General features: G+C 68.3%; 17 protein-coding genes and 1 tRNA gene. 10 read left to right on the top strand and 8 right to left on the bottom strand.

The window, feature by feature from the left end; all coding sequences use genetic code 11:
• Positions 1–23: 23 nt before the first annotated feature.
• The 3 genes from FBZ88_RS27110 to FBZ88_RS27100 are packed head-to-tail and all read left to right on the top strand — an operon-like array spanning position 24 to position 5,883.
• Entirely contained in the window at positions 24–1,175 is a 1,152-nt protein-coding gene (locus tag FBZ88_RS27110) for an efflux RND transporter periplasmic adaptor subunit (protein ID WP_246138886.1), read from the top strand.
• Between the two features lie 11 nt (positions 1,176–1,186).
• Complete coding sequence (locus FBZ88_RS27105; RefSeq protein WP_145620121.1) at positions 1,187–4,378, top strand: efflux RND transporter permease subunit; 3,192 nt, start codon at positions 1,187–1,189, stop codon at positions 4,376–4,378.
• A 20-nt stretch (positions 4,379–4,398) separates the two neighbouring features.
• Positions 4,399–5,883 (top strand): efflux transporter outer membrane subunit, encoded by a 1,485-nt coding sequence (locus FBZ88_RS27100; protein ID WP_186464617.1) that lies wholly within the window; start codon positions 4,399–4,401, stop codon positions 5,881–5,883.
• A 6-nt stretch (positions 5,884–5,889) separates the two neighbouring features.
• On the opposite strand, the gene FBZ88_RS27095 is transcribed toward FBZ88_RS27100, so the two are convergent.
• Positions 5,890–6,432, bottom strand: coding sequence for a methylated-DNA--[protein]-cysteine S-methyltransferase (locus FBZ88_RS27095; protein WP_145620119.1), 543 nt, complete (start codon positions 6,430–6,432; stop codon positions 5,890–5,892).
• A 413-nt stretch (positions 6,433–6,845) separates the two neighbouring features.
• Between FBZ88_RS27095 and FBZ88_RS31620 the strand changes: the two genes are divergently transcribed.
• The 5 genes from FBZ88_RS31620 (at position 6,846) to fdhE (ending at position 12,756) form a co-directional block, all read left to right on the top strand.
• Positions 6,846–7,439, top strand: coding sequence for a hypothetical protein (locus FBZ88_RS31620; protein ID WP_484213847.1), 594 nt, complete (start codon positions 6,846–6,848; stop codon positions 7,437–7,439).
• A 12-nt stretch (positions 7,440–7,451) separates the two neighbouring features.
• Positions 7,452–9,986 (top strand): formate dehydrogenase-N subunit alpha, encoded by a 2,535-nt coding sequence (gene fdnG / locus FBZ88_RS27090; RefSeq protein ID WP_484213846.1) that lies wholly within the window; start codon positions 7,452–7,454, stop codon positions 9,984–9,986.
• Positions 9,986–10,933: a formate dehydrogenase subunit beta gene (gene fdxH / locus FBZ88_RS27085; RefSeq protein WP_145620117.1), complete on the top strand. Its 948-nt coding sequence runs from the start codon at positions 9,986–9,988 to the stop codon at positions 10,931–10,933. The genes fdnG and fdxH overlap by 1 nt, the downstream gene beginning before the upstream one ends.
• Entirely contained in the window at positions 10,930–11,601 is a 672-nt protein-coding gene (locus FBZ88_RS27080) for a formate dehydrogenase subunit gamma (RefSeq protein ID WP_145620116.1), read from the top strand. Before fdxH ends, FBZ88_RS27080 begins: the two co-directional genes overlap by 4 nt.
• A 228-nt stretch (positions 11,602–11,829) precedes the next feature.
• Positions 11,830–12,756 (top strand): formate dehydrogenase accessory protein FdhE, encoded by a 927-nt coding sequence (gene fdhE, locus FBZ88_RS27075; protein ID WP_145620115.1) that lies wholly within the window; start codon positions 11,830–11,832, stop codon positions 12,754–12,756.
• 40 nt (positions 12,757–12,796) lie between these two features.
• Here the strand turns inward: fdhE and FBZ88_RS27070 are convergent, their stop codons facing one another.
• Entirely contained in the window at positions 12,797–13,789 is a 993-nt protein-coding gene (locus tag FBZ88_RS27070) for a zinc-dependent alcohol dehydrogenase family protein (protein WP_145620114.1), read from the bottom strand.
• 121 nt (positions 13,790–13,910) lie between these two features.
• Between FBZ88_RS27070 and FBZ88_RS27065 the strand changes: the two genes are divergently transcribed.
• Positions 13,911–14,831 (top strand): LysR family transcriptional regulator, encoded by a 921-nt coding sequence (locus tag FBZ88_RS27065; protein WP_246138885.1) that lies wholly within the window; start codon positions 13,911–13,913, stop codon positions 14,829–14,831.
• On the opposite strand, the gene FBZ88_RS27060 is transcribed toward FBZ88_RS27065, so the two are convergent.
• Positions 14,828–15,892, bottom strand: a complete 1,065-nt coding sequence (locus tag FBZ88_RS27060; RefSeq protein ID WP_211102814.1) for a permease — start codon at positions 15,890–15,892, stop codon at positions 14,828–14,830. The two genes, FBZ88_RS27065 and FBZ88_RS27060, sit on opposite strands and share 4 nt — an antisense overlap.
• A gap of 263 nt (positions 15,893–16,155) precedes the next feature.
• On the opposite strand from FBZ88_RS27060, the gene selD reads away from it, so the two are divergent.
• Positions 16,156–17,202, top strand: a complete 1,047-nt coding sequence (selD, locus tag FBZ88_RS27055; protein WP_145620112.1) for a selenide, water dikinase SelD — start codon at positions 16,156–16,158, stop codon at positions 17,200–17,202.
• Between the two features lie 11 nt (positions 17,203–17,213).
• Here selD and FBZ88_RS27050 read toward each other — a convergent pair whose 3' ends face one another.
• The 5 genes from FBZ88_RS27050 to FBZ88_RS27030 form a co-directional block, all read right to left on the bottom strand.
• The gene (locus FBZ88_RS27050; protein ID WP_145620111.1) at positions 17,214–17,768 is read right to left on the bottom strand and encodes a hypothetical protein; all 555 of its coding nucleotides are present in this window, start codon (positions 17,766–17,768) and stop codon (positions 17,214–17,216) included.
• A gap of 96 nt (positions 17,769–17,864) precedes the next feature.
• Positions 17,865–17,960 (bottom strand) — tRNA-Sec (locus FBZ88_RS27045).
• Positions 17,961–17,976: 16 nt separating this feature from the next.
• Positions 17,977–19,944 (bottom strand): selenocysteine-specific translation elongation factor, encoded by a 1,968-nt coding sequence (gene selB / locus FBZ88_RS27040; protein ID WP_145620110.1) that lies wholly within the window; start codon positions 19,942–19,944, stop codon positions 17,977–17,979.
• Positions 19,941–21,317: an L-seryl-tRNA(Sec) selenium transferase gene (gene selA / locus FBZ88_RS27035; RefSeq protein WP_145620109.1), complete on the bottom strand. Its 1,377-nt coding sequence runs from the start codon at positions 21,315–21,317 to the stop codon at positions 19,941–19,943. The genes selB and selA overlap by 4 nt, the downstream gene beginning before the upstream one ends.
• Positions 21,318–21,433: 116 nt before the next feature.
• Positions 21,434–22,453, bottom strand: coding sequence for a hypothetical protein (locus FBZ88_RS27030; protein WP_145620108.1), 1,020 nt, complete (start codon positions 22,451–22,453; stop codon positions 21,434–21,436).
• Between the last annotated feature and the right edge of the window lie 358 nt (positions 22,454–22,811).

The raw sequence follows: 22,811 nt of genomic DNA, 5'->3' as shown, positions 1-22,811 counted from the left end.
TTGGGGGAAGGATGCTGTCCACCATGCCGTCGCCGGTCCGCCGGTTGTATCCCTTGGTCCTTGCCCTGGCGCTGGCCGCCTGCGGCGACAAGCATCCGCCAGCCGCCAATGCCGGTCCGCCGCCGGTGACGGTGGCCCAGCCGCTGCCCCACAAGATCGTGGATTGGGACGAATTCACCGGCCGGTTCGAGGCGGTGCAGACGGTGGAGCTGCGCGCCCGCGTCTCCGGCTACCTGGACCAGATCAAGTTCCGCGACGGCCAGCTGGTGCAGAAGGGCGATCTGCTGTTCGTCATCGACCCGCGTCCCTTCCAGGCGACGCTGGACAAGGCCAACGCCGACGTCCAGCGGGAGAAGACCCGGCAGTCCCTAGCTGTTTCGGAATTGAAACGAGCGGCCCAGCTGCTGGCGGCCCGCGCCATCAGCCAGGAAGAATATGACACCCGCGCCCAGGCGGAGCAGGAAAGCCAGGCGGCGGTGGCCTCGGCCACGGCCGCCGCCCGCTCGGCGGCGCTGGACCTGGAATTCACCCAGATCCGCTCCCCCATCTCCGGCCGCATCGGTGATCGCAAGATCGACATCGGCAACCTGGTCAGCGGCGGGTCGGCGCAATCCACCCTGCTGGCCACCGTGGTGACCCAGGACCCCATCTATTTCGTCTTCGACGGCAGCGAGGCGGACTACCTGCGCTACAACCGGCTGGCGCTGGAAGGCAAACGCGCCTCGTCGCGCGACAAGGCCAACCCCGTCTTCGTCCGCCTGATGGATGAGACCGCCTGGACCCACAAGGGCGAGATGGATTTCGTCGACAACCGGCTGGACCCCAACTCCGGCACCATCCGGGGCCGTGCCGTCATTCCCAACACCGACAACTTCCTGCAGCCCGGCACCTTCGGCCGCATGCGGCTGCTGGGCTCCGGCGAGTACGACGCCCTGCTGGTCCCGGATGAGGCCATCGCGTCCGACCAGTCGCACAAGATCGTCCTGACCGTGGCGGAGGACGGCACGGTGGTGCCCAAGCCGGTGGTGCTGGGCAACCTGGCCTACGGTCTGCGCGTCATCAAGTCCGGCCTGGCGCCCACCGACCGCGTCATCATCAGCGGCCTCATGCGGGCGCGGCCCGGCACCAAGGTCACGCCCCAGCCCGGGACCGTCACGCCCACGGCCGAGCAGTAAGGGGCCGCGCCATGAAGTTCTCCCACTTCTTCATCGACCGGCCCATCTTCGCCTGCGTGATCTCCATCCTGATCACGCTGATCGGCGGCCTGGCCTATTTCGCCCTGCCGGTGGCGCAGTATCCCGAGGTGGCGCCCCCCACCGTGGTCGTGACGGCGACATACCCCGGCGCCTCGGCCGAGACGGTGGCCAACACCGTGGCGGCGCCGCTGGAACAGGAGATCAACGGCGTCGACGACATGCTGTACATGGTCTCCCAGAACACGGGCGACGGCGGCCTGTCGCTGACCATCACCTTCAAGCTGGGCACCGACATTGACAAGGCCCAGGTGCTGGTGCAGAACCGCGTGTCGGTGGCGCAGCCGCACCTGCCGGACGAGGTGAACCGCCTGGGCGTCACCACGCGCAAGAACTCCCCCAACCTGATGATGGTCATCCACCTCTATTCCCCGGATGACAGCCTGGACCAGCTCTACATCTCCAACTACGCCACCTTGCAGGTGCGCGACCCGCTGGCCCGTCTGGACGGCGTGGGCGACGCCCGCATCCGCGGCGCCGGCGACTATTCCATGCGCGTCTGGCTGGATCCGGAGAAGGTGCAGGCCCGCGGCCTGACCACGGCGGAGGTGGTGCAGGCGCTGCAGGGCAACAACGTGCAGGTGGCCTCGGGCCAGCTGAACCACCCGCCCGTGCCCAAGCCCAGCGCCTTCGAGGTGCAGGTGCAGACCCTGGGCCGCCTGACCGACCCCAGCCAGTTCGCCGACATCGTCATCAAGTCCGACGCCCAGGGCCGCGTCACCCGCGTGCGCGACGTGGGCTGGGTGGAACTGGGCGCGCAGGACTACAACACCTATTCCTACGTCGATGGCCAGCGGGCGGCGGCCATCCTGATCTACCAGCGCCCGGGCTCCAACGCCCTGAAGACGGCGGCCAACGTGCTGTCGTCCATGGAGACGATGAGCCACGACATGCCCAAGGGCATGGCCTACAAGGTGGTCTACAACCCGACCAACTACATCGCGGAATCGGTGAAGGAGGTCTACCACACCATCTTCGAGGCGGTGGTGCTGGTGGTCATCGTCGTCATCGTCTTCCTGCAATCGTGGCGGGCGGCCCTGATCCCCGTCATCGCCATTCCCATCTCGCTCATCGGCACCTTCGCCGTCATGGCGGCGGTGGGTTTCTCCCTCAACAACCTGTCCCTCTTCGGGCTGGTGCTGGCCATCGGCATCGTCGTCGACGACGCCATCGTGGTGGTGGAGAATGTGGAGCGCAACCTGGCCCAGGGTCTGTCCCCGCGTGAGGCCGCACACCGCACCATGGACGAGGTCGGCGGCGCCCTGGTCGCCATCGCCCTGGTGCTGACGGCCGTCTTCCTGCCCACGGCCTTCCTCACCGGCATCGCGGGCGAGTTCTACCGCCAGTTCGGCGTCACCATCGCCGCCGCCACCGTCATCTCCATGCTGGTGTCGCAGACGCTGAGCCCGGCCCTGGCCGCCCTGCTCTTGAAGCCGCACGTCCAGGAGCATGCGGCCCCCCGGCGGGGCTTCCACCCGGTGGCGCGGTTCTTCGGCGGCTTCAATCGCGGCTTCGATTGGCTGTCGGAGCGCTACGGCCGGCTGACAGGCCATCTCGTGCGCCTGGCCACCGTCGTGCTGGTGGTCTATGCCGGCCTGATCGTGCTGGGCGGCGGCCTTATTTCCCGCACGCCCACGGGCTTCATCCCGGCGCAGGACCAGGGCTATTTCATCACCGTCATCCAGCTGCCGCCGGGCTCCTCCCTCGCCCGGACGGACGCCATCCTGCGCCATGTCCAGGACCTGCTGAGCAAGCGGCCGGGTGTCGCCCACACCGTGGGCTTCGCCGGCTTCGACGGCGCCACCTTTACCAACGCCCCCAACGCCGGCGCCGTCTTCGTCGCCACCACGCCGTTCGCGGAGCGTGGCAGCCTGACCACCCAGGGCATCTTCTCCGACCTGCAGAAGACGATACAGCAGGTTGACGGCGCCCTGATCCTGCTGATCCCGCCGCCCACCGTGCCGGGCATCGGCTCGTCCGGCGGGTTCAAGCTCTATATCGAGGACAGACGCTCGCGCGGCTTGCAGGCCCTGGCCGACGCCACGCAGGACATGATGCTGGCGGCCAACCAGACGCCGGGCCTGGCCAACGTCTTCAGCCTGTACAACACCCGCACGCCGCAGGTGTACGCCGACATCGACCGGGTGAAGGCCGACATGCTGGGCGTGCCGCCATCGCGCATCTTCGACACGCTGAACGTCTATCTGGGATCGGCCTTCGTCAACGACTTCAACCTGCTGGGCCGCACCTACCGGGTGACGGCGCAGGCCGACGGCGCCGACCGCACCAGCGTGCGCGACATCGCCTACCTGCGCACGCGCTCCGACAGCGGGGGGCTGGTGCCCCTGGGCTCCGTCGCCACCTTCCGCGACGTGACGGGGCCCTACCGCGTGCCGCGCTACAACTTGTATCCGGCGGCGGAACTGCAGGGGTCGCCCGCGCCGGGGTATTCCACCGGCCAGGCCATCGCCGCCGTGCAACAGCTGGCGCAGCAGCGCCTGCCGGACGGCTTCGCCATCGAATGGACGGAGCTGACCTTCCAGCAGATCATCGCCGGCAACACCGCCCCCATCGCCTTCGGCCTGGCCGTGGTGTTCGTCTACCTGCTGCTGGCCGCCCTGTATGAAAGCTGGATGCTACCGCTGTCGGTCATCCTGATCGTGCCCATGTGCCTGCTGACCGCTATCTCCGGCGTCAATCTGCGGGGCATGGACAACAACATCCTGACCCAGATCGGCCTGGTGGTGCTGGTGGGCCTGGCGGCCAAGAACGCCATCCTGATCGTGGAATTCGCCAAGCAGGATGAGGAGGAGGGGATGGACCGCTTCCAGGCGGCGGTGCGCGCGGCCCGCACGCGCCTGCGCCCCATCCTTATGACCTCCTTCGCCTTCATCCTGGGCGTGGTGCCGCTGGTCAACGCCTCGGGCGCCGGGTCAGAGATGCGGCAGGCCCTGGGCACCGCCGTCTTCTTCGGCATGCTGGGCGTCACCTTCTTTGGCCTGTTGTTCACGCCCGTGTTCTACGTCGTCTGCCGCTGGCTGGCGCTGTGGGGCCAGCGGCGTTTCGGCAAGCGGGAAGAAACGCCACCACCGCATGCCGGTTCACCTGGCCATCATACGGCCTGATGGGGAAGGGGGATCGATCCATGCGCACCTATCGCACCCTGTTGGCCCTGTCGGTCTGCCTGCTGCCGCTGGCCGGTTGCATCACCGTGGGCCCGGATTACCAGGCGCCCGCCAGCCCGGCCGCCGCCGGCGCAGCCTTCACCCGCGCCGGCACCGCGCCCGGCAGTGCCGCGATCCAGGCGGCCGACATGCTGAAGGCGGAGGAACCGCTGGAGGAATGGTGGCGCCAGCTGGGCGACCCGGTGCTGGACCAGCTGGTGGCCGACGCCGTCAAGGCCAACCTGGACCTGAAGGCGGCCGACGCCGCCGTCCGCGCCGCCCGGGCGGAAGCGGAGGCGGTGGGCGCCCGCAACCTGCCCTCCCTGGGCGCCAGCGCCAGCTACAGCCGGGCGCGCGCCGCCGCGGCCACGCAGCAGGGCCAGCCCAACGCGCAATTGCCCGACAGCAACGTCACCACCGCCGGCGGCAGCCTGTCGTGGGAGATCGACCTGTTCGGCCAGGTGCGGCGGGCCATTGAGGCGGCGGAGGCGGACAGCGCGCGGGCGGAGGCGCTGCGCCACCAGGTGCTGACCGTCATCATCGCCGACGTGGCCAGCACCTATGTCGACCTGCGGGGCGCCCAGCTGCGCCTGTCCGTCGCCCTGCGCAACGCGGAGAACCAGCGCGGCACCTTCGACCTGACCCACACCCTCAGCGACGCCGGCCGGGGCACCGACCTGGACATCGCCCGCGCCCAGGCGCAGCTGGAAACCACCCTGGCCTCCATCCCGCCCCTGCGCGCCACGGTGGCGGCGGATGAGCACATCCTGGCCACCCTGACGGGGCGGGAGCCTGGGGCGCTGCTCAGCCTGCTCGACACGCCGGCCCCGCTGCCCGACCTGCCCGACAGCGTGGCCGTGGGCACGCCCGCCACCCTGCTGGGCCGTCGGGCCGACGTGGCGGCGGCCGAACGGGCCCTGGCGGCGGCCACCGCCCGCATCGGCGTCGCCACCGCCGACCTCTACCCCAAGATCTCCCTCACCGGGTCGGTGGGGGTGCAGGCTTTGCAGCCGGGGGACCTGGGCGCGCGCGGCGCCTTCACCTACGGCATCGGGCCCAGTGTCAGCCTGCCGCTGTTCGACGCCGCCCTCTATGCCCGCATCCGCGAGGCCAACGCCAACACCGACCAGGCGGCGGCCAACTTCCAGAAGGCGGTGCTGACCGCCTGGCAGGAGGCGGAGACGGCGCTGGCCCGCTACGCCCAGGAACGGTCGCGGCGCGCCTCGCTGGACACCGCCGCCACGGCCAGCACCCGGGCCGCCAGCCTGGCGGCCACGCGCTACCGCTACGGCGCCGACAATTTCCTGACCGTGCTGGATGCCCAACGCACCCAGCTGGAGGCGGAGGACCAGCTGGCCCAGAGCCGCATCCAGGTGGCGCAGGACCTGGTGGCCACGTACCGGGCGCTGGGCGGCGGCTGGACCATATCCCGGGACGTGCCCCGGGATATGGCGGACGCGCGGTGAGGGCGTCTATCCGGCAGTCGCGAACAGGTCGCCCGTGACTGCCGGGCGGCGGGCGGGGCGGCGTCCTTCCAGCGTCAGCAAGTAGTCCTTGGCTTCCAGCCCGCCGGCGAAGCCGGTCAGGGTACCGTCCATGCCCACCACCCGGTGGCAGGGCGCGATGATGGAGATGGGGTTGCGCCCATTGGCGGCCCCCACCGCCCGCACCGCCGCAGGCTTGCCGATCTGCCGGGCGATGTCGCTGTAGCTGCGCACCTCGCCATAGGGGATGGTCAGCAGCGCCTGCCACACCTGTTTCTGGAAATCCGTGCCGGCGAAGGACAGCGGCACGTCGAACACCGTCAACTCCTTGCCGAAGTAGGCCCACAACTGTCGTTCGGCCTCATTCAACACCGGATGGTCGGGGGCCGGGACCAGCGGACCCAGCCGCACCCGGCCCGGCCGGTCATTCTCCCACAGGATGGCTGCCAGACCCTCATCGCCGGCCAGCAGGGTCAGCCGTCCGACGGGGGAGGGCAGGTACCTGAACGCAAACGTGGCAGTGCCGGTCATGGCGGCAAGCTCCTCATCCGGGGAAGCGGCCAGGGTGGCAAAACGATGAGGCCAGGGGCAAGGGCGCTCATCACAGGCACCGGGCCCTTGCCCCATCCCGGTTTTAGGGAGGGCATCGTTATATTTGTTGAAATATAGCGCACCTAGAACGTCGCGTTTCAGGTAGCGGACGCGGAATACCTTTGGTTGGGTAATAAACTTTGCGCATGACGCAACCAATTTTCTGAATTTAGTTAATGAGAACGGTTATCAATGGAGCCGTCTTCATTCGCCGCCCGAGAAATTCACCGCCAATAACTTGACGGGCTGCGGCCGCGTCTTATGATGCATGTATCCGTCTGCCGGCGTCTGCTTGCCCTTCCCGGGCGGCTTCGGCGTTTGGCAGGGCCGATTTTCACGGGAGCGTGTGAGACATGGATCTCAGTCGTCGCGGCTTTATCAAGCTGACCGGCGCGGGACTGGCGGTCTCCAGCATGGGCGCGCTGGGCTTCGGCTCGGCGGGCACCGCGCTGGCGGCCTCGGTCCGGCCCTTCAGGTTGACCGCCGCCACCGAAACCCGCAACACCTGCACCTATTGCTCGGTGGCCTGCGGCATCCTCATCTACAGCCAGGGCGATCGCGCGAAGAACGTGAAGTCCTCGGTCATCCATATCGAGGGTGATCCGGACCATCCCGTCAACCGCGGCACGCTGTGCCCCAAGGGCGCCGGCCTGCTGGACATCGTCCGCGCCCCGGGCCGCCTGACGGTTCCGAAGTACCGCGCCGCCGGTGCCACGGAGTGGAAGGAGGTCAGCTGGGATTTCGCCCTGGACCGCATCGCCACCCTGATGAAGCAGGACCGCGACGCCAACTTCGTGGAGAAGAACGCGGCGGGCGACACGGTCAACCGGTGGCTGTCCACCGGCATGCTGGCGGCCTCCGCGTCCTCCAGCGAGACGGCCTACGCCACGTGGAAGGTCGCCCGCTCGCTGGGCATGTTGGCATTCGACAACCAGGCGCGTGTCTGACACGGACCGACGGTGGCCAGTTTGGCCCCAACATTCGGTCGCGGTGCGATGACCAACACCTGGCAGGACATTAAGAACGCCAATGTCGTGCTGGTGATGGGCGGCAATGCCGCCGAGGCGCATCCTTGTGGTTTCAAATGGGTGATCGAGGCCAAGATCGAGAACAAGGCCAAGCTGGTCGTTGTCGATCCCCGCTTCACCCGCACGGCCTCCGTGGCCGACGTTTACGCCCCGATCCGGCCGGGCACCGATATCGCTTTCCTCAGCGGCGTCATGCGCTACCTGCTGGAGAACTATGCGATCCAGCACGCCTATGTGAAGGCCTACACCAACGCCAGCCTGATCGTTAAGGAAGGCTATGGCTTCGAGGATGGGCTGTTCACCGGCTATAACGAGGAAAAGCGCAGCTACGACAAGTCCAGCTGGGATTACGAGCTGGATGAGCAGGGCTACGCCAAGTCCGACGACACCTGGCAGCATCCGCGCTGCGTTATCAACCTGCTGAAGCAGCATGTCGCCCGGTACACGCCCGAGTTGGTGTCCCGCATCTGCGGCACGCCGCAGGACAAGTACCTGGAGATCTGCAAGATCTTCGCTAGCACGGCGGCGCCGGACAAGGCGCTGACCAGCCTGTTCGCGCTGGGGTGGACGCAGCATTCCGTGGGGGCGCAGAACATCCGCGCCATGGCCATGGTGCAGCTGCTGCTGGGCAACATCGGCGTCGCCGGTGGCGGCATGAACGCGCTGCGCGGTCATTCCAACATCCAGGGCCTGACCGACGTCGGCCTGATGTCCAACCTGATGCCAGGCTACATGACCATTCCGAAAGATTCGGACGTCACCCTGGACAAGTATCTGGAGACCAAGCAGTTCAAGCCGCTGCGGCCAGGGCAGACCAGCTACTGGCAGAACTACCGCAAGTTCTTCGTCAGCTTCCAGAAGGCCCTGTATGGCGATGCCGCCAAGGCCGAGAACAACTGGGCCTACGACTGGCTGCCCAAGCTGGACGTGGACGGCTACGACGTGCTGCGCGCGTTCGAGCGCATGGATAATGGGCAGATGAACGGCTACATCTGCCAGGGCTTCAACCCCATGCAGGCCTTCCCCGACCGGGGCAAAATCCGTCGCAGCCTGTCCAAGCTGAAGTATCTGGTGGTTATCGACCCGCTGGATACGGAGACGGCCAACTTCTGGCAGGATTACGGGCCGCAGAACCCGTCCAAGCCGGCCGAGATCCAGACCGAGGTGTTCCAGCTGCCCACCACCTGCTTCGCGGAGGAGGATGGCTCGCTCGTCAACTCCGCCCGCTGGCTGCAATGGCACTGGAAGGCGGCGGACGCGCCGGGCGAGGCCAAGCCCGACCTGTGGATCATGGCTGGGCTGTATCACCGCCTGAAGTCCATGTACGCCAAGGACGGTGGCGCCTTCCCCGACCCCATCCTGAACCTCAGTTGGTCCTATGCCGACCCGGCGGAGCCGCAACCGGCCGAGCTGGCGCGGGAGATGAACGGCCGCGCCCTGGTCGACATCAAGGACGACACGGGTGCGGTGGTGCTGAAGGCGGGGCAGCAGCTGGATGGTTTCGCCCAGCTGCGCGACGACGGCACGACCATGTCCGGCTGCTGGATTTTCGCCGGCTGCTGGACGGAGAAGGGCAACCAGATGGCCCGGCGCGACGCGTCGGACCCGCGCGACGCCGGCATCGCCCCCAACTGGGCGTGGGCTTGGCCCGCCAACCGCCGCATTCTGTACAACCGCGCCAGCGCCGACCTGGACGGCAAGGCGTGGAACCCGCACAAGCCCGTCATCCAGTGGAACGGGTCCAAGTGGGTGGGCTTCGACGTGCCGGACTATGGCCCGACCGTGAAGCCGCAGGACGGGGTCGGCCCCTTCATCATGAACCAGGAAGGGCAGGGTCGCCTGTTCGCCCGGGGCCTGATGGTCGAGGGCCCGTTCCCCGAGCATTACGAGCCATTCGAAAGCCCGGCTGAGAACGTGCTTCACCCCAAGGTGAAGAGCAACCCGGCCGCCCGCGTCTTCCCCAACGACCGCAAGGCCATGGGCACGGCGCAGGACTTCCCCTATGTCGGCACCACCTACCGCCTGACCGAGCACTTCCACTATTGGACCAAGCATTCGCTGATCAACGCCATCCTCCAGCCGGAGGAATTCGTGGAGATCGGCGAGGCCCTGGCCAAGGAGAAGGGCATCGAGCAGGGCGGCTGGGTCAAGGTGTCGTCCAAGCGCGGCCAGGTGATCTGCAAGGCCTTCGTGACCAAGCGCATCAAGCCGCTGATGGTGGACGGCAAGCCGACCCACGTCATCGGCTGCCCCATCCACTGGGGCTTCACCGGCGTGGCCCGCAAGGGCTACGGCGCCAACACCCTGACGCCGTTCGTGGGCGACGCCAACACCAACACGCCGGAGTTCAAGGCCTTCCTGCTCAACATCGAGAAGACCAGCGCGCCCCCCGCGGTGGACGTGGCCCAGGGGCCGCGTGACGCCCAAGGGGTGCCGAAGTCGCTCACCAAGGTGGGGAGCCTGTGATGGCCGACCTGCAATCCCAAGACTACATCCGCCGGTCGGCCACCAACCTGACGCCGCCCTCGGCGCGCCACCATGAGCTTGAGGTGGCCAAGCTGATCGACGTCAGCCGCTGCATCGGCTGCAAGGCCTGCCAGTCCGCCTGCATGGAATGGAACAACCTGCGGCCGGAGATGGAGGAGTTCCAGGGCGCGTACGAGAACCCGCACGACCTCAACCCCGGCACCTGGACCCTGATGCGGTTCGCCGAGTATGAGGACGAGCAGGGGAACCTGGAGTGGCTGATCCGCAAGGACGGCTGCATGCACTGCGAGGATCCGGGCTGCCTCAAGGCCTGCCCAGCCCCGGGCGCCATCGTCCAGTACGCCAACGGCATCGTCGACTTCATCAGCGAGAACTGCATCGGCTGCGGTTATTGCGTGAAGGGCTGCCCCTTCAACATCCCGCGCATCAGCGCCCAGGACCACAAGTCGTACAAGTGCACCTTGTGTTCCGACCGCGTGGGCGTGGGGCTGGAGCCGGCCTGCGTGAAGACCTGCCCCACTGGGGCCATCATGTTCGGCTCCAAGGACGACATGAAGGACTGGGCGGGCGAGCGCATCGCCGAACTGAAGGAACGCGGCTTCCAGAACGCCGGCCTCTATGACCCGCCGGAGGTGGGCGGCACGCACGTCATGTACGTGCTGCACCACGCCGACAAGCCCTCGCTTTACTCCGGCCTGCCGGACAAGCCCCACATCAGCGCGCTGGTGGGGGCGTGGAAGGGCTTCCTGAAGCCGGTGGCCCTGGCCGGCCTGGCCTTCGCCGCCGTGGGCGCCTTCGTCCATTCCATCGTCTCCGGCCCCAATGAGACGACGGAAGCCGATGAGGCCCATGCCCGGTTGGAAATGGAGAAGGCAAAACGGAGTGGGGGGAACGGGGCCAAGGGGGAAGGGAGTGCGACGTCATGAGCTATCCCAAGGGAACCATCGTCCGTAATTCCACCCTGACCCGGGTGAACCACTGGATCACCGGGCTCTGCTTCGTGCTGCTGACCCTGTCGGGCCTGGCCATGTTCCATCCCGTGTTCTTCTGGCTGTCGAACCTGTTCGGCAGCGGACAATGGATGCGGGCGCTGCACCCCTGGCTGGGCGTGTGCCTGATCGTCAGCTTCCTGGGCCTGTTCATCCAGTTCTGGCGGGACAACCTGTGGAACCGCGACGACGTGGAGTGGGCCAAGTCGCTGGACAAGGTGCTGGACAACCGGGAGGAGGAGGTGCCGCCCGTCGGCCGCTTCAACGCCGGCCAGAAGGTGGTGTTCTGGGGCATGGCGCTGATCATCCCGGTGCTGTTCGTCACCGGCATCCTGATCTGGGAGGTTTATTTCGGGGAGGCCACCTCCATCGAGACGCAGCGCGTCGCCGTGCTGATCCACAGCATGGGGGCTATAGGCGCCATCCTGATCTGGATCACGCATGTCTACGCCGCGCTGTGGGTGAAGGGCTCCATGCGGGCCATGCTGCACGGCTGGGTCACCCCCGGCTGGGCCCATCGGCATCACCGCAAGTGGTTCCGCAGCCTGGTCGCCAGCGGCTCCCCCGGGCCGACGTCGGACAGCACGGCCAAATTCCGCGATTAGTGTTTATTGAAAGTTCCCTCAGGCGCCGGGCGCCCGCATCCGCGGGCTTGGCTGGTCCTCGAGTTCCAGTCCGCTCCGCTCCCCGGAACTCTCCGGCGGATGCGGTCGCATCCTACAACGGCATGAGGGCAGCCTCATGCCGTTGGTATGGAGCGTATAAAGGGCCTATCTATCGGGGGCGCGGTCGGATCAGGCCTCGCCCCCGAGTGCTTTTTCAGGAGTCTGATCATGAGACAGGGTGAAGTGGCGCCCAAGGCGCCGTGGATCGGCAACCCCCAAGGCGGGGTGACGGCGCCGGCCCCCATTATCCTGCCCGATCCGTCCACACGCTTCGCCCGTACCTCCGGGCGGCTGGGCGTGCTGGCGATCGACCATCCCATGGCGCAGTGGCTGGAGTTTTTGTGCGAGCTGTCGCAGGCTCAGCACGAGGCGGCCGACATGATCGACGTGACCGCCCCGGACGCCGACGACGTCGCCACGGCCACCGACGCCGGCATGCCGCCCCTGGCCGCCGATGGCCATGAGCGCGACATCGTCTGGCGCGAGGCGCTGACCCTGATCCTGCGCCATTTCGACCGCCTGCCCGAGGTGCCGGATCTGGTGGCCTCCGTCATCGACAGCCTGAACGAGGTGGACGGCGACACGCTGGAATACCTGGCCAACGACTTCCTCAGCGGCAACGTCGCGCCGGAGGATGCCGGCCGCGCCGTCTTCATCGCGGCGGCCCTGCAGGTCTATTTCACCAAGCTGGCCGCCACCCTGGACGAGTCCCAGGTGCATTTGCTGCCGGAACGCGGCCTGTGCCCCTGCTGCGGTTCCACCCCGGTGGCGGGCGTCATCACCGCCTCGGGCTCCACGCCCGGCGTGCGCTACCTCTACTGTTCCCTCTGCTCCACCGCCTGGAACCATGTGCGGGCGGTGTGCATCACCTGCGGGCAGTCGGCCCACCTGTCGCTGAAAAGCGTGGAGGGGGAGAACGGCGCCGTGCAGGTGGAAACCTGCGACGACTGCCACACCTACGCCAAGATGCTGTACGTGGCCAAGGACCCCAGGCTGGACCCCTATGCCGACGATTTGGCCAGCCTGGGCCTGGATCTGATGGTGGCCGAGGTCGGCTGGCTGCGCCATGCGCCCAATCCGCTGCTGCTGGCGTAGGGAGAGACGGCCCCGGTTGATGATATCGGGGCCGGTTCCCTTAGACCGTCACCACCAGCTTGCCGAACTGCTGGTTCGATTCCAGGTGGCGGTGGGCCGCCACGATGTCGTCGAAGGCGAAGCTGCGGTCGATGATGGGCTTCAGCGCGCCGGACTCCAGGCCCTTGAGCACGAAGGCCTTGGCCGCCGCCAGCCGCGCGGGGTCGGTGGTGATCTCGTGGATCAGATATCCCCGCAGCGTCAGGCTCTTGCCCAGCACGGTGAACAGGGGGAAGGGCGTCGGCTCGGGGCTCAGCGCGCCGTACTCGATCAGGATGCCGCCCCGGGCCATGGCGGCGGTCAAAGGCGTGAAGATGGGGCCGCCGATGGGGTCGAACACCACGCGCACGCCCTCGGGCCCCGCGATCTCCGCCAGCCGCGCCTCCAAATCCTCCTCCGCCGATGCGACGACATAGGCGGCCCCGGCCTCCAGCAGGGCCTGGCGCTTGGCATGCGTGCGGGTGACGGCGATGGGGGTGGCACCCACCATGCGGGCGATCTGGATGGCGGCCAGGCCCACGCTGCTGCTGGCCGCCGTGATGACGACGACATCGCCGGCCGCCAGCTTGGCCAAGTCGATCAGGGCGCCATAGGCGGTGACGTACTGCATCCAGGTGGCGGCGGCCTCTTCCCAGCTGAGGGTGGCCGGGTGCTTCACCACCAGATGCTGGGGAAAGTTGGCCAGTTCGGCGTAGGCGGGCCACTCGATCTGTGAGGGCGGCGGCACCACGCTGACGGCATCGCCAACCTTGAGGCCTTCCACGCCGGCGCCCAGGGCCGCCACCTCGCCGGCCGCCTCGAAGCCCAGGCCGCTGGGCCAATTCTCCACCGTTTCGATATAGGCGCCGGTGCGCAGCATGGACTCCGCCCGGTTCAGGCCCAGCGCCTTGACGCGGATCTGCACCTGCCCGACGCCGGGGGGCGGCACATCGGCCTCCTCGATACGCAGGACTTCGGGGCCGCCATGCTCATGAAAGCGGATAACGCGTGCCATGGTCATTCACTCCAAATCAATTGACAGGAATGAACATGAGCGTGATCGCCAGGTGGGATAAATGGGCTAGGATGCAGAACACTACGAACCAATGGTTTTCAATATGGACCGGTTGGGCAGCATGGCCGTCTTCGTCAAGGCGGTGGATCTGGGGTCTTTCGCCGCCGCCGCGTCAGCGCTGGGGGTGTCCGGCCCCATGGTGGGCAAGCACATCCGTTTCCTGGAGGAACGGCTGGGCGTGCGGCTGCTGAACCGCACCACACGGCGGCAGAGCCTGACGGATTTCGGCCGGGCCTATTACGAGCGCTGTCGCGTCGTGCTGGCGGAGGCGGACGCGGCCGACGCCCTGGCCGCCGACCAGCTGGGGGAGCCGCGCGGCCGGCTGCGCGTGACCATGCCGGAGCATTTCGGGCGCCGCTGCGTCGTGCCCGTGCTGCTGCAACTGGCGCGGCGTTATCCGGCGCTGGAGCTGGATTTGTCGCTGGGCGATCGCCTGGTCGATTTGGTGGAGGAGGGGTTCGATCTGGCCATCCGCACCGGCGGCCTGGCCGACCGCGCCGGCCTGATCGCCCGGCGCGTGGCGCGCCAGCGTATGGTGGTCTGCGCCGCCCCCGGCTACCTTGCGGCGCATGGCGCACCGACGGATCTGGATGACCTGGCCCGGCATGAGGGCATCATTTACCGCCGCTCCGCCCGCATTCCGCAATGGCTGTTCCCGCGCGACGGGCGCCCGGCGGTGGAGGTGCTGCCCCGCCACCGCATCCAGCTGGACGATCTGGAGACCATCGCCGACCTGGCCGTGGCCGGCATGGGTCTGGCCTGGCTGCCCTCCTGGCTTATCCGTGAACAGCTGGCGTCGGGCGCGCTGGTGACGGTGTTGCCGGACCAGCCGGAATATCTCTATGATGTCCATACCCTGTGGGTGCAGACGCCGCACCTGCCCCTTAAGGTGCGGGCGGCGGTGGATGCCCTGGCCGCCGCCCTGCCGGGCTACATGGGGCCGCGTTGCGACCCGGGGGGCGACCCGGGGGGCGAGGGCTAGAACAACGCCACCGCCAGATAGCCGCCGACGATGCCCAGCAGCACCACGCCGGCGATGACGGCGGCCAGCGCCTTGGGCGGGAAGGAGCGGTGCAGCATGGCGATGGACGGCAGGCTGACGGGCGGCAGGGTCATCAGCAGGGCGCCGGCCGGCCCCACGCCCATGCCCAGCGACAGCATGGCCTGGATGATGGGAACTTCGCCCGCCGTGGGGATGACGAACAGCGTGCCGGCGATGGCGAAGGCGGCGATCCAGATGAACTGGTTGCCGATCTCCGGCCCGATGGCGGGAAACAGCCAGGCGCGGGCGGCGCCTAAGGCCAGGACGATGACGACGTATTCCGGGATCAGGCGCACGGCCATGCGGCCCAGGATTTTGAGCCAGCGGACGAAGGGGTTCTGCGCCTCCGCCTCCGCCTGCAGGGCCAGCAGGGCGGCTGCCTGATCGGGCATGGGGCTGACGCGGTTGGCCAGCAGGCCCAGGCCCAGCACCATCACCAGCCCCAGGGCCAGGCGCAGGCCCGTCCACTGCCAGCCCAGGACGAAGCCGATGAAGACCAGGGTGGCGGGGTTCAGCACGGTGTTGCCCAGCCAGAAGGCCATGGCCGCCCCCGGCGCCGCCTGCTGACGGCGCAGGCCCATGACCACCGGGGCGGCGCAGCAGGTGCACATCATGCCGGGCAGGGACAGCAGGCCGCCGGCCAGCACGCTGCCGAAGCCGGTGCGGCCCAGCAGGCGCGCCACCCAGGTAACGGGCAGTAGTGCCTGGATGGCGGAGCCCAGCAGCAGGCCCAGCACCATGGCCTGCCAGATGGCCTTGCCATAGGCCAGGGCATAGCCCACGGCCGCGTCCCACGACGGGGCCGGGGCGGCGGCGTCGGTGCCCATCAGGATGGACTTGCCGATGGCGTGGTTGGCCGCCGCCGCGAAGGCGCGGGCGTAATAGGGCGACCATTTCACGTAGAACAGGCCGGCGATGGCGATCAGGGCGACGATGGCGATTCCCACCATGGGGTGGGGGCGTCCGGGGGCGGGCGATGACTTCGCGGCTGTCAGTTCCATGGGGCGCGTCCGTGGCATAGGCTGGGTCACGCGGGGGGCGGCATGTCCCCCACGTCTTGGACCCGACCGGGCCACGGTTCGGCGTCGGGAGCCCCGCTATCGCCGTCCCCGATGGTGGGTGTCGTGGCGATAGGCATCCTCGATCGAACAACTGCGGTCTTAACGCCGCTTGCAAATAAGGGCAATGTCCTTATTTGCGATGCGGTTGGTTTGCCTGCAGACAATACAAAAACCGGTCTTCCATACAATTGAAGGCGATAGAAATGTCCAATGACCCGATACGTTTGACCGATCTCGCCCACGGTGGGGGGTGTGGCTGCAAGCTGGCGCCGGCGGTGCTGCAGCAGCTGCTGGCGGGCCAGCCGCAGACGGCCGGCTACGCCAACCTGCTGGTGGGGACGGAAACGGGGGACGACGCCGCCGTCTGGCAGCTGGACGACCGCCATTGCATCATCGCCACCACCGACTTCTTCATGCCGGTGGTGGACGACCCGCGCGACTTCGGCCGCATCGCCGCCACCAACGCGCTGTCCGACGTCTACGCCATGGGCGGCCGGCCCCTGTTCGCGCTGGCCATCCTGGGCATGCCATTGGGCAAGCTGGCGCCCGAGGTGGTGCGGGAGATTCTGGCCGGCGGCGCCAGCATCTGCGCCGAGGCCGGCATTCCCGTGGCCGGCGGCCATTCCATCGATTCAGGGGAGCCCATCTACGGCCTGGCCGTCATCGGCGTCGCCCCGCCCCAGGCCATCCGCCGCAACGCCACGGCCAGGGCGGGCGACGCCCTGATCCTGACCAAGGGCCTGGGCGTCGGCGTCTATTCCGCCGCCTTCAAGAAGCAGACGCTGGATGCCGCCGGCTACGCCGAGATGGTGGCCAGCACCACCTTGCTGAACCGCGTCGGCGCCACCCTGGCGCAAGATCCCGACGTGCACGCCATCACCGACGTCACCGGCTTCGGCCTGCTGGGCCACGGCCTGGAGATGGCGCGGGGCGCCGGGCTGACGCTGGCGGTGGAGTGGGACCGTTTGCCGTTCCTGTCCCAGGCCGCCCAATTAGCCCAGGCCGGCTTCATCACCGGCGCCTCCAACCGCAACTGGTCCAGCTATGGCGAGGAGACGCGCCTGCCCCCCGACTTGGCTCCCTGGCGCCGCGCCCTGCTGACCGACCCGCAGACCTCCGGCGGCCTGCTGGTCGCCGTGGCGCCGCAACGGGCGGAGGAGATCCGCCGCCAGATCGTGGACGCCGGCTATCCCATGGCCCGCATCATCGGCCGCGTGACGGAAGGGGAACCGGTGGTGCGTGTGGCGTGAACTGCCCGCCGTCAGTAGACCGCGCCGCGGGTGACGCTTTCGAAGGTGAACTCTCCGGAGCCATCCCGCCGGGTTTCTGCCTTCTTAAACAGGGCGGTTTCCTTATAGCCGCCTTTCACGCGCATGGTTAGCCACGCCGGCTTATTGATTACGTCCGGCGGCAACAACGTCACGGCACCCGGTTTGCTGCCCGCCGCGTAGGGGAAAATCGTCAAAAAGTATTCGCGCATGTCTGCTTGTTGCGCCGGCTTGAAAAGTGTTGTGATGCCCACGTCCCCTTCACGCCTAATCGGTACGTTGAAGGACGGATTGAGGGTCAAGTCGGCGGGGGAGACGTAAAACCGTGTTGCGTCGTAAAGCACCTCGATGCTGCTGATCCGGACGCCATTGATCCAGACCAGCAGACCGGGGTCGGTATCGATGGTGATTCCGATCTGCCCAGCGGCGCCCGCCCCCGCCGGCCCGCTGATGGCCTGACTGGGACCGCCATCGCCATAACGCGGAAAGTCGGAGATGTACCGCGCGTTGAAGCTCTTCTCAATGTAGGCGTATGCCGCGTGGCTCATTATCCCCCCTGGCAGGTTCAGCCAACCTTCCCATTTCAGACGGTCGCGCAGAGGTGGAATTATCTCGAAACTTTTGCCCGCTGAGTAGCTTGAAATTGGCGGAAGGGAATGGGAGTCGAACCCACCCGGGACAGTCTCGCTGCCCCACCCGGATTTGAAGTCCGGACGCCCCACCAGGGGCGATTCCCTTCCGTCTAAACCACTGAACTCACAAAACCACAGGCGGGCCAAACAAGTCCAGCCGGTGCGGATTGATGCGGCGCAGGTCACCCCGGCGCAAGGTCACGCCGTGGCGGTCGAAGAAGTCCAGGATCTGGATGGCGACCTTGCGGCCGTTGTCCATGCGGTCGCGGAAGGCCGCCGCCACGAAGGTGCCGCCGGGGGCCTGGGCCGCCACGTCCACGGCGATGGCCACCATCTCGCGCACCGTGTCGCGCAGGAAGAAATGATCGTGCGCCACCTGGTCGGCCCAACCCATGCGGCCGGCCAGCTTCAGGATGCGTCGCACCTCCCCCTCATCCCGGCCGGTGTCGGCGGCGATGTCGCGCACCCGCGGCGGGCGGAAGCGCATCTCCCCGCCCAGCAGGGGGGCGAGGTCGGCCCACGCCGCTTCATCCGCCGGCGCCAGGCGCACGACGTGGCCGGAGAGGCGGATGAAGGCGCCGTCCAGCGCCACCAGGCCCTCCGCCACCGCCCGGCTTATCGCCTGGGCGAAGACGGGGGCGGGCAGGCGGGGCTGCACGGCCAGGCGCAGCTTCTCCCGCCCCATGCCCTGCAGGTCCGGGTTTTCGGCGTGATAGGCTGCCAGCGTTTCCGACAGATGGGCCAGGAAGGCCGCCCAGCGTTCCGCCGACAGGGCGGTGCGAGCCTCCCCGTGTTCCAGCACCACGAGGTCCAGCGCCGCGGCCAGCGCCTCCGCCGTGCCGTCGGGTAGGGCGTGGTCGCGGACGAAGGCGGTCAGGTCGGCATGGTGCGGCGGGATGGCCAGCAGGGCGGCGAGGGCGGCCCAGGGCTCCGGTAGGGCCAGGGCGATGCGCTGGGCCACGCGCTCCGCCGTGCGCCGCCGGCGGGGCGGGGGGCGCAGGTCGATGAAGCGGCCGCCGCCCAGGGTGTGCTGGGCCGAGACGTCGCGGATGACGTAGCGGTCGCCCACGGCCGCGGCGATGGGCCGCTCCAGCACCAGTTGCACCTGCGTGGCCTCGCCGCCCGCCAGGGCCTCTTCCGACAGCAGGACGACACGGGCGCCCACCTCCGCTGCCGCGTGGTGCAGGCGCACGGGGAACCATTGCGCCAGCGGCTTGGCTCCCGCCTCACGCGGCAGCAGGCGCAGGCTGGCGTCGATGCGGTCGGTGGGCGCGTGAAGGGCTGGCGCCAGCACCATGTCGCCCCGGTGCAGGGCTTCCTTGGTGATGTCGGGGCCAGCCAGGTTCAGGGCGCAGCGGTCACCGGCGCGGCCTTCCTGTGCCACCGCGTTCTGCGCGTGCAGCGAGCGGACGCGGGCCGGCAAACCGGATGGGCTGATGGCGACACTGTCGCCCACGCGCACCCGGCCGGACAGCACCGTCCCCGTCACCACCACGCCCACGCCGGTCAGGGTGAAGGCGCGGTCGATGGCCAGGCGGAAGGCGCCGGGGTCGGCCGCCGTTCTCGCCATCGCCTGGGCGCGGGCCTCCCCCTCCAGCCGCTGGCGCAACGCATCGATGCCGGCGCCGCTGAGGGCGGAGACGGGCAGGATGTCGGCGCCGGCCAGGCTGGTGCCGTCCAGCGCGGCCCTGATCTCCGCCGTCACGGCCGCCAGGCGGTCGGGCGTGGCCAGGTCCGCCTTGGTCAGGGCCACCAGGCCGTGGCGGATGCCCAGCAGATCGATGATGGCCAGGTGCTCGCGCGTCTGCGGCATGACGCCGTCGTCGGCCGCCACCACCAGCAGGGCGTAGTCGATGCCGCTGGCGCCCGCCACCATGGTGTGGACGAAGCGCTCATGCCCCGGCACGTCGACGAAGCCCAGCGTGGGGCCGGCACCTTCGGGTCCATCTGGCAGAGGCAGGTAGGCGAAGCCCAGGTCGATGGTGATGCCCCGGGCCTTCTCCTCCTTCAGCCGGTCGCCATCGACGCCCGTCAGCGCCCGCACCAGGGCCGTCTTGCCATGGTCGATATGGCCGGCGGTGCCGATGATCATGGCAGCATGAGCCCTTGGAGCGTGGTGATGAAGGCGTCCTCATCACGCAGGCAGCGCAGGTCCAGGATCAGGCGCCCATCCTCGATACGGCCGATGATGGGGCGTGACAGGGCGCGGAAGGCGGCCGCCAGCGCGCTCAACGCCGCCCCGCCCGCGCGGATGGCCAGGCCGGCGCTGGGCAGCGTGTCCAGTGGCAATGCGCCGGAGCCGATCTGGCTGTCGCAATCGCACACCCCCACCGTAAAGCCATCGCCCAGCACCTGGGCCAGCACGGGCGCCAGACGCCGGGCCTGCTCCGCGATCTCCCCCTGGGGGCGGGACAGCAGGGCCAGGGTGGGCAGGCGCTGGGCCAGACGGTCGGGGTCGCGGTACAGCTTCAGCGTCGCCTCGATGGCGGCCAGCCGCACCTTGTCCACCCGCAGGGCCCGTTTCATGGGGTTGCGGTTGAGGGCGGCGATCAGGTCACGGCGCCCGACGATGAAGCCCGCCTGTGGCCCGCCCAGCAGCTTGTCGCCGGAGAAGGTGACCAGGTCCGCCCCCTCCGCCACCGCCTCGCGCACCGTTGGTTCGCGCTTCAGGCCATAGGCGGACAGGTCCACCAGCGTGCCGGAGCCGAGGTCGTTCACCAGGGGCACGGTGGCGGCCTGGGCGATGGCCGCCAATTCCGGCGCCAGCACTTCCTTGGTGAAGCCCTGGATGCGGTAGTTGCTGGTGTGGACCTTCAGGACCAGGCCGGTCTCGGGCGTCAGCGCGCCCTTGTAGTCCTTGGCGTGGGTACGGTTGGTGGTGCCGACCTCCACCAGCCGGGCGCCGGCCTGGGCCATGATGTCGGGCATGCGGAAGGCGCCGCCGATCTCGATCAGCTCCCCGCGCGAGACGATGGCGTCGCGGCCCCGGGCCAGGGTGTTCAGCACCAGCAGCACGGCGGCGGCGTTGTTGTTGACGACGGTGGCGTCCTCCGCGCCCGTCAGTTCGCATAGCAGGGCGCGGATATGGTCGTCACGCTCGCCGCGCTTGCCGTCCTCCAGGTCGAATTCCAGGGCCACCGGATCACCCATGGCGGCCAGGGCCGCGTCCATGGCCTCCCGCGCCAGCAGGGCGCGGCCCAGGTTGGTGTGCAGCACCGTGCCCGTCAGATTGAACAGCGGGCGCAGGTTGGACCGGCTGGTATCCTCCAGCCGAGCCGCCGCCAGGGCGGCCACGGCGTCGGTGTCAGGCACGGTGCCATCGCCGGCCAGCAGGGCGGCCCGGGCCTCGGCCAGCACGGCGCGGATGGCGTCCGTCGCCGCCGTCCGGCCGTGACGGTCCAGCAGGGGGGATGCGGCGGGGTGGGAAAGGACGGCGCTGATGGACGGCAGATCGCGGAGGTGCACGGGGACAGGGCACTTTCGTTGGAGTGTTCCCCCTTTTGGCACATTTAAGAATTTGGTCAATCCCACCGAAAACAAGCACGCCGCCAAGCCATACCTAGGTATGGGCGACCCAGGCCCTAAAACGCCAGGCCCAGCCCGATGGTCCAGCCGCGCACGCCGTTGCCAATGATGGCCGACCCGCGCAGCGTCACGCCCTCGATGCCATAGCCCAGGTGGGGCGTCACCACCTCCAGCCCGCCGCCCACCTCCAGGAACTTGTCGAAGCCCAGGAAATCCTGCTGAGACCCGATCAGGATGTTGCCCCGGCTGAAGGCGATCCAGCGAAGGTCGTCGGCGAACAGATGACCCAGCGGGCCGTCCAGCTGGGCATTGACGGTGGCGAAGCCGAAGCTGCCGGTGGATTTCAAGGACGGGTCGCTGACGCGGCTGGGGATGTCGGCGAACTCGCTGAAGCGGCCCATCAGGTGCAGGCGCAGATCGTCGGGCAGGGTGCGTTCGTGCAGCACCTCCACCCCGCCGCCGGCCAGGAAGCTGTCGATGCGCATGCTGGTAAGAATGCCGCCCGTGCTCTCCCGCAACAGGTCGGCATTGGGGCCGGCGAATTCCCCGCTGCCGCGGATGCGGGTGTAGCCGCCCAGGGCGACCGGCCGGACGGAGGTGGAACCGCCGATCGGGATGTCCAGGCCGAAGCCCCCCAGGGCGGAATAGGATTTGTAGTTTTCCTTCACCACGTCCGGCGCGCCGGTATCGGCGCCCAAGGCCGTCTGGTGCCAGGCCGTCTCATAGCCCAGCGTCACCTCCAGGTAGGGGGCGACGCTGTCGGTATCGTCCTTGTCGCGGAAGCTGTGGGTGATGGGCAGCTTGTAGCCGTGCAGCGTGATCTCATTGCTGCTGTAGCGGGCGGCGCTGGCGTCGGGCGTGCCGCCGAAGACGCCCAGGGTCTCGAAGCCGTGGCCGATGTCCTCCGCCTTCAACTGGTCACGCACCGCGTCGCGTATCGCCTCGGCGCTGACGCCCGAGGTCGTGGTCTGCGCCCGGGCCGTGGGGGGAAATAAAGCGGGGACCAAGGCGGTCGTCAGGGCGGCCGCCAGGGTCGTGCGCCGCCAGGGTGAGAATAGTCCACGCCGATTTTCCATACGCATCGATCCCTGTCTGCCGCCATGCCTGCTAGGGAAATGCCACGCACCCGCCCGCCGGCAAGTTGCCAAGAGGAATAACTATAAAATATTGTAGAATATATTTTATTGACGCAGATGACTGCCGATGTTTGAAATTATCCAACGGCGCAGGCTGGACGGATGAGGTTGGAAATGACGGCGATGGCGAAGGTCGAGCAACAGGCCCAGATGTGGGGTGAGGCGTGCCTGCCCTTGGCGGCGCTGCTGTATCTCATGCTGCTGGGCATGCTGTATGGCGGCGCACCGGTGTGACGCCCGCGTGGACTTTATTGTCCGCGCCCAGCTTGTGGAATATGCCCGGATATGAAAACGGCGG

Source organism: Nitrospirillum bahiense (assembly GCF_007828025.1).
GTDB lineage: Bacteria > Pseudomonadota > Alphaproteobacteria > Azospirillales > Azospirillaceae > Nitrospirillum > Nitrospirillum amazonense.
Note: the sequence above shows the minus strand (reverse complement) of the source record. Positions and strands in the feature narration are given on the sequence as shown.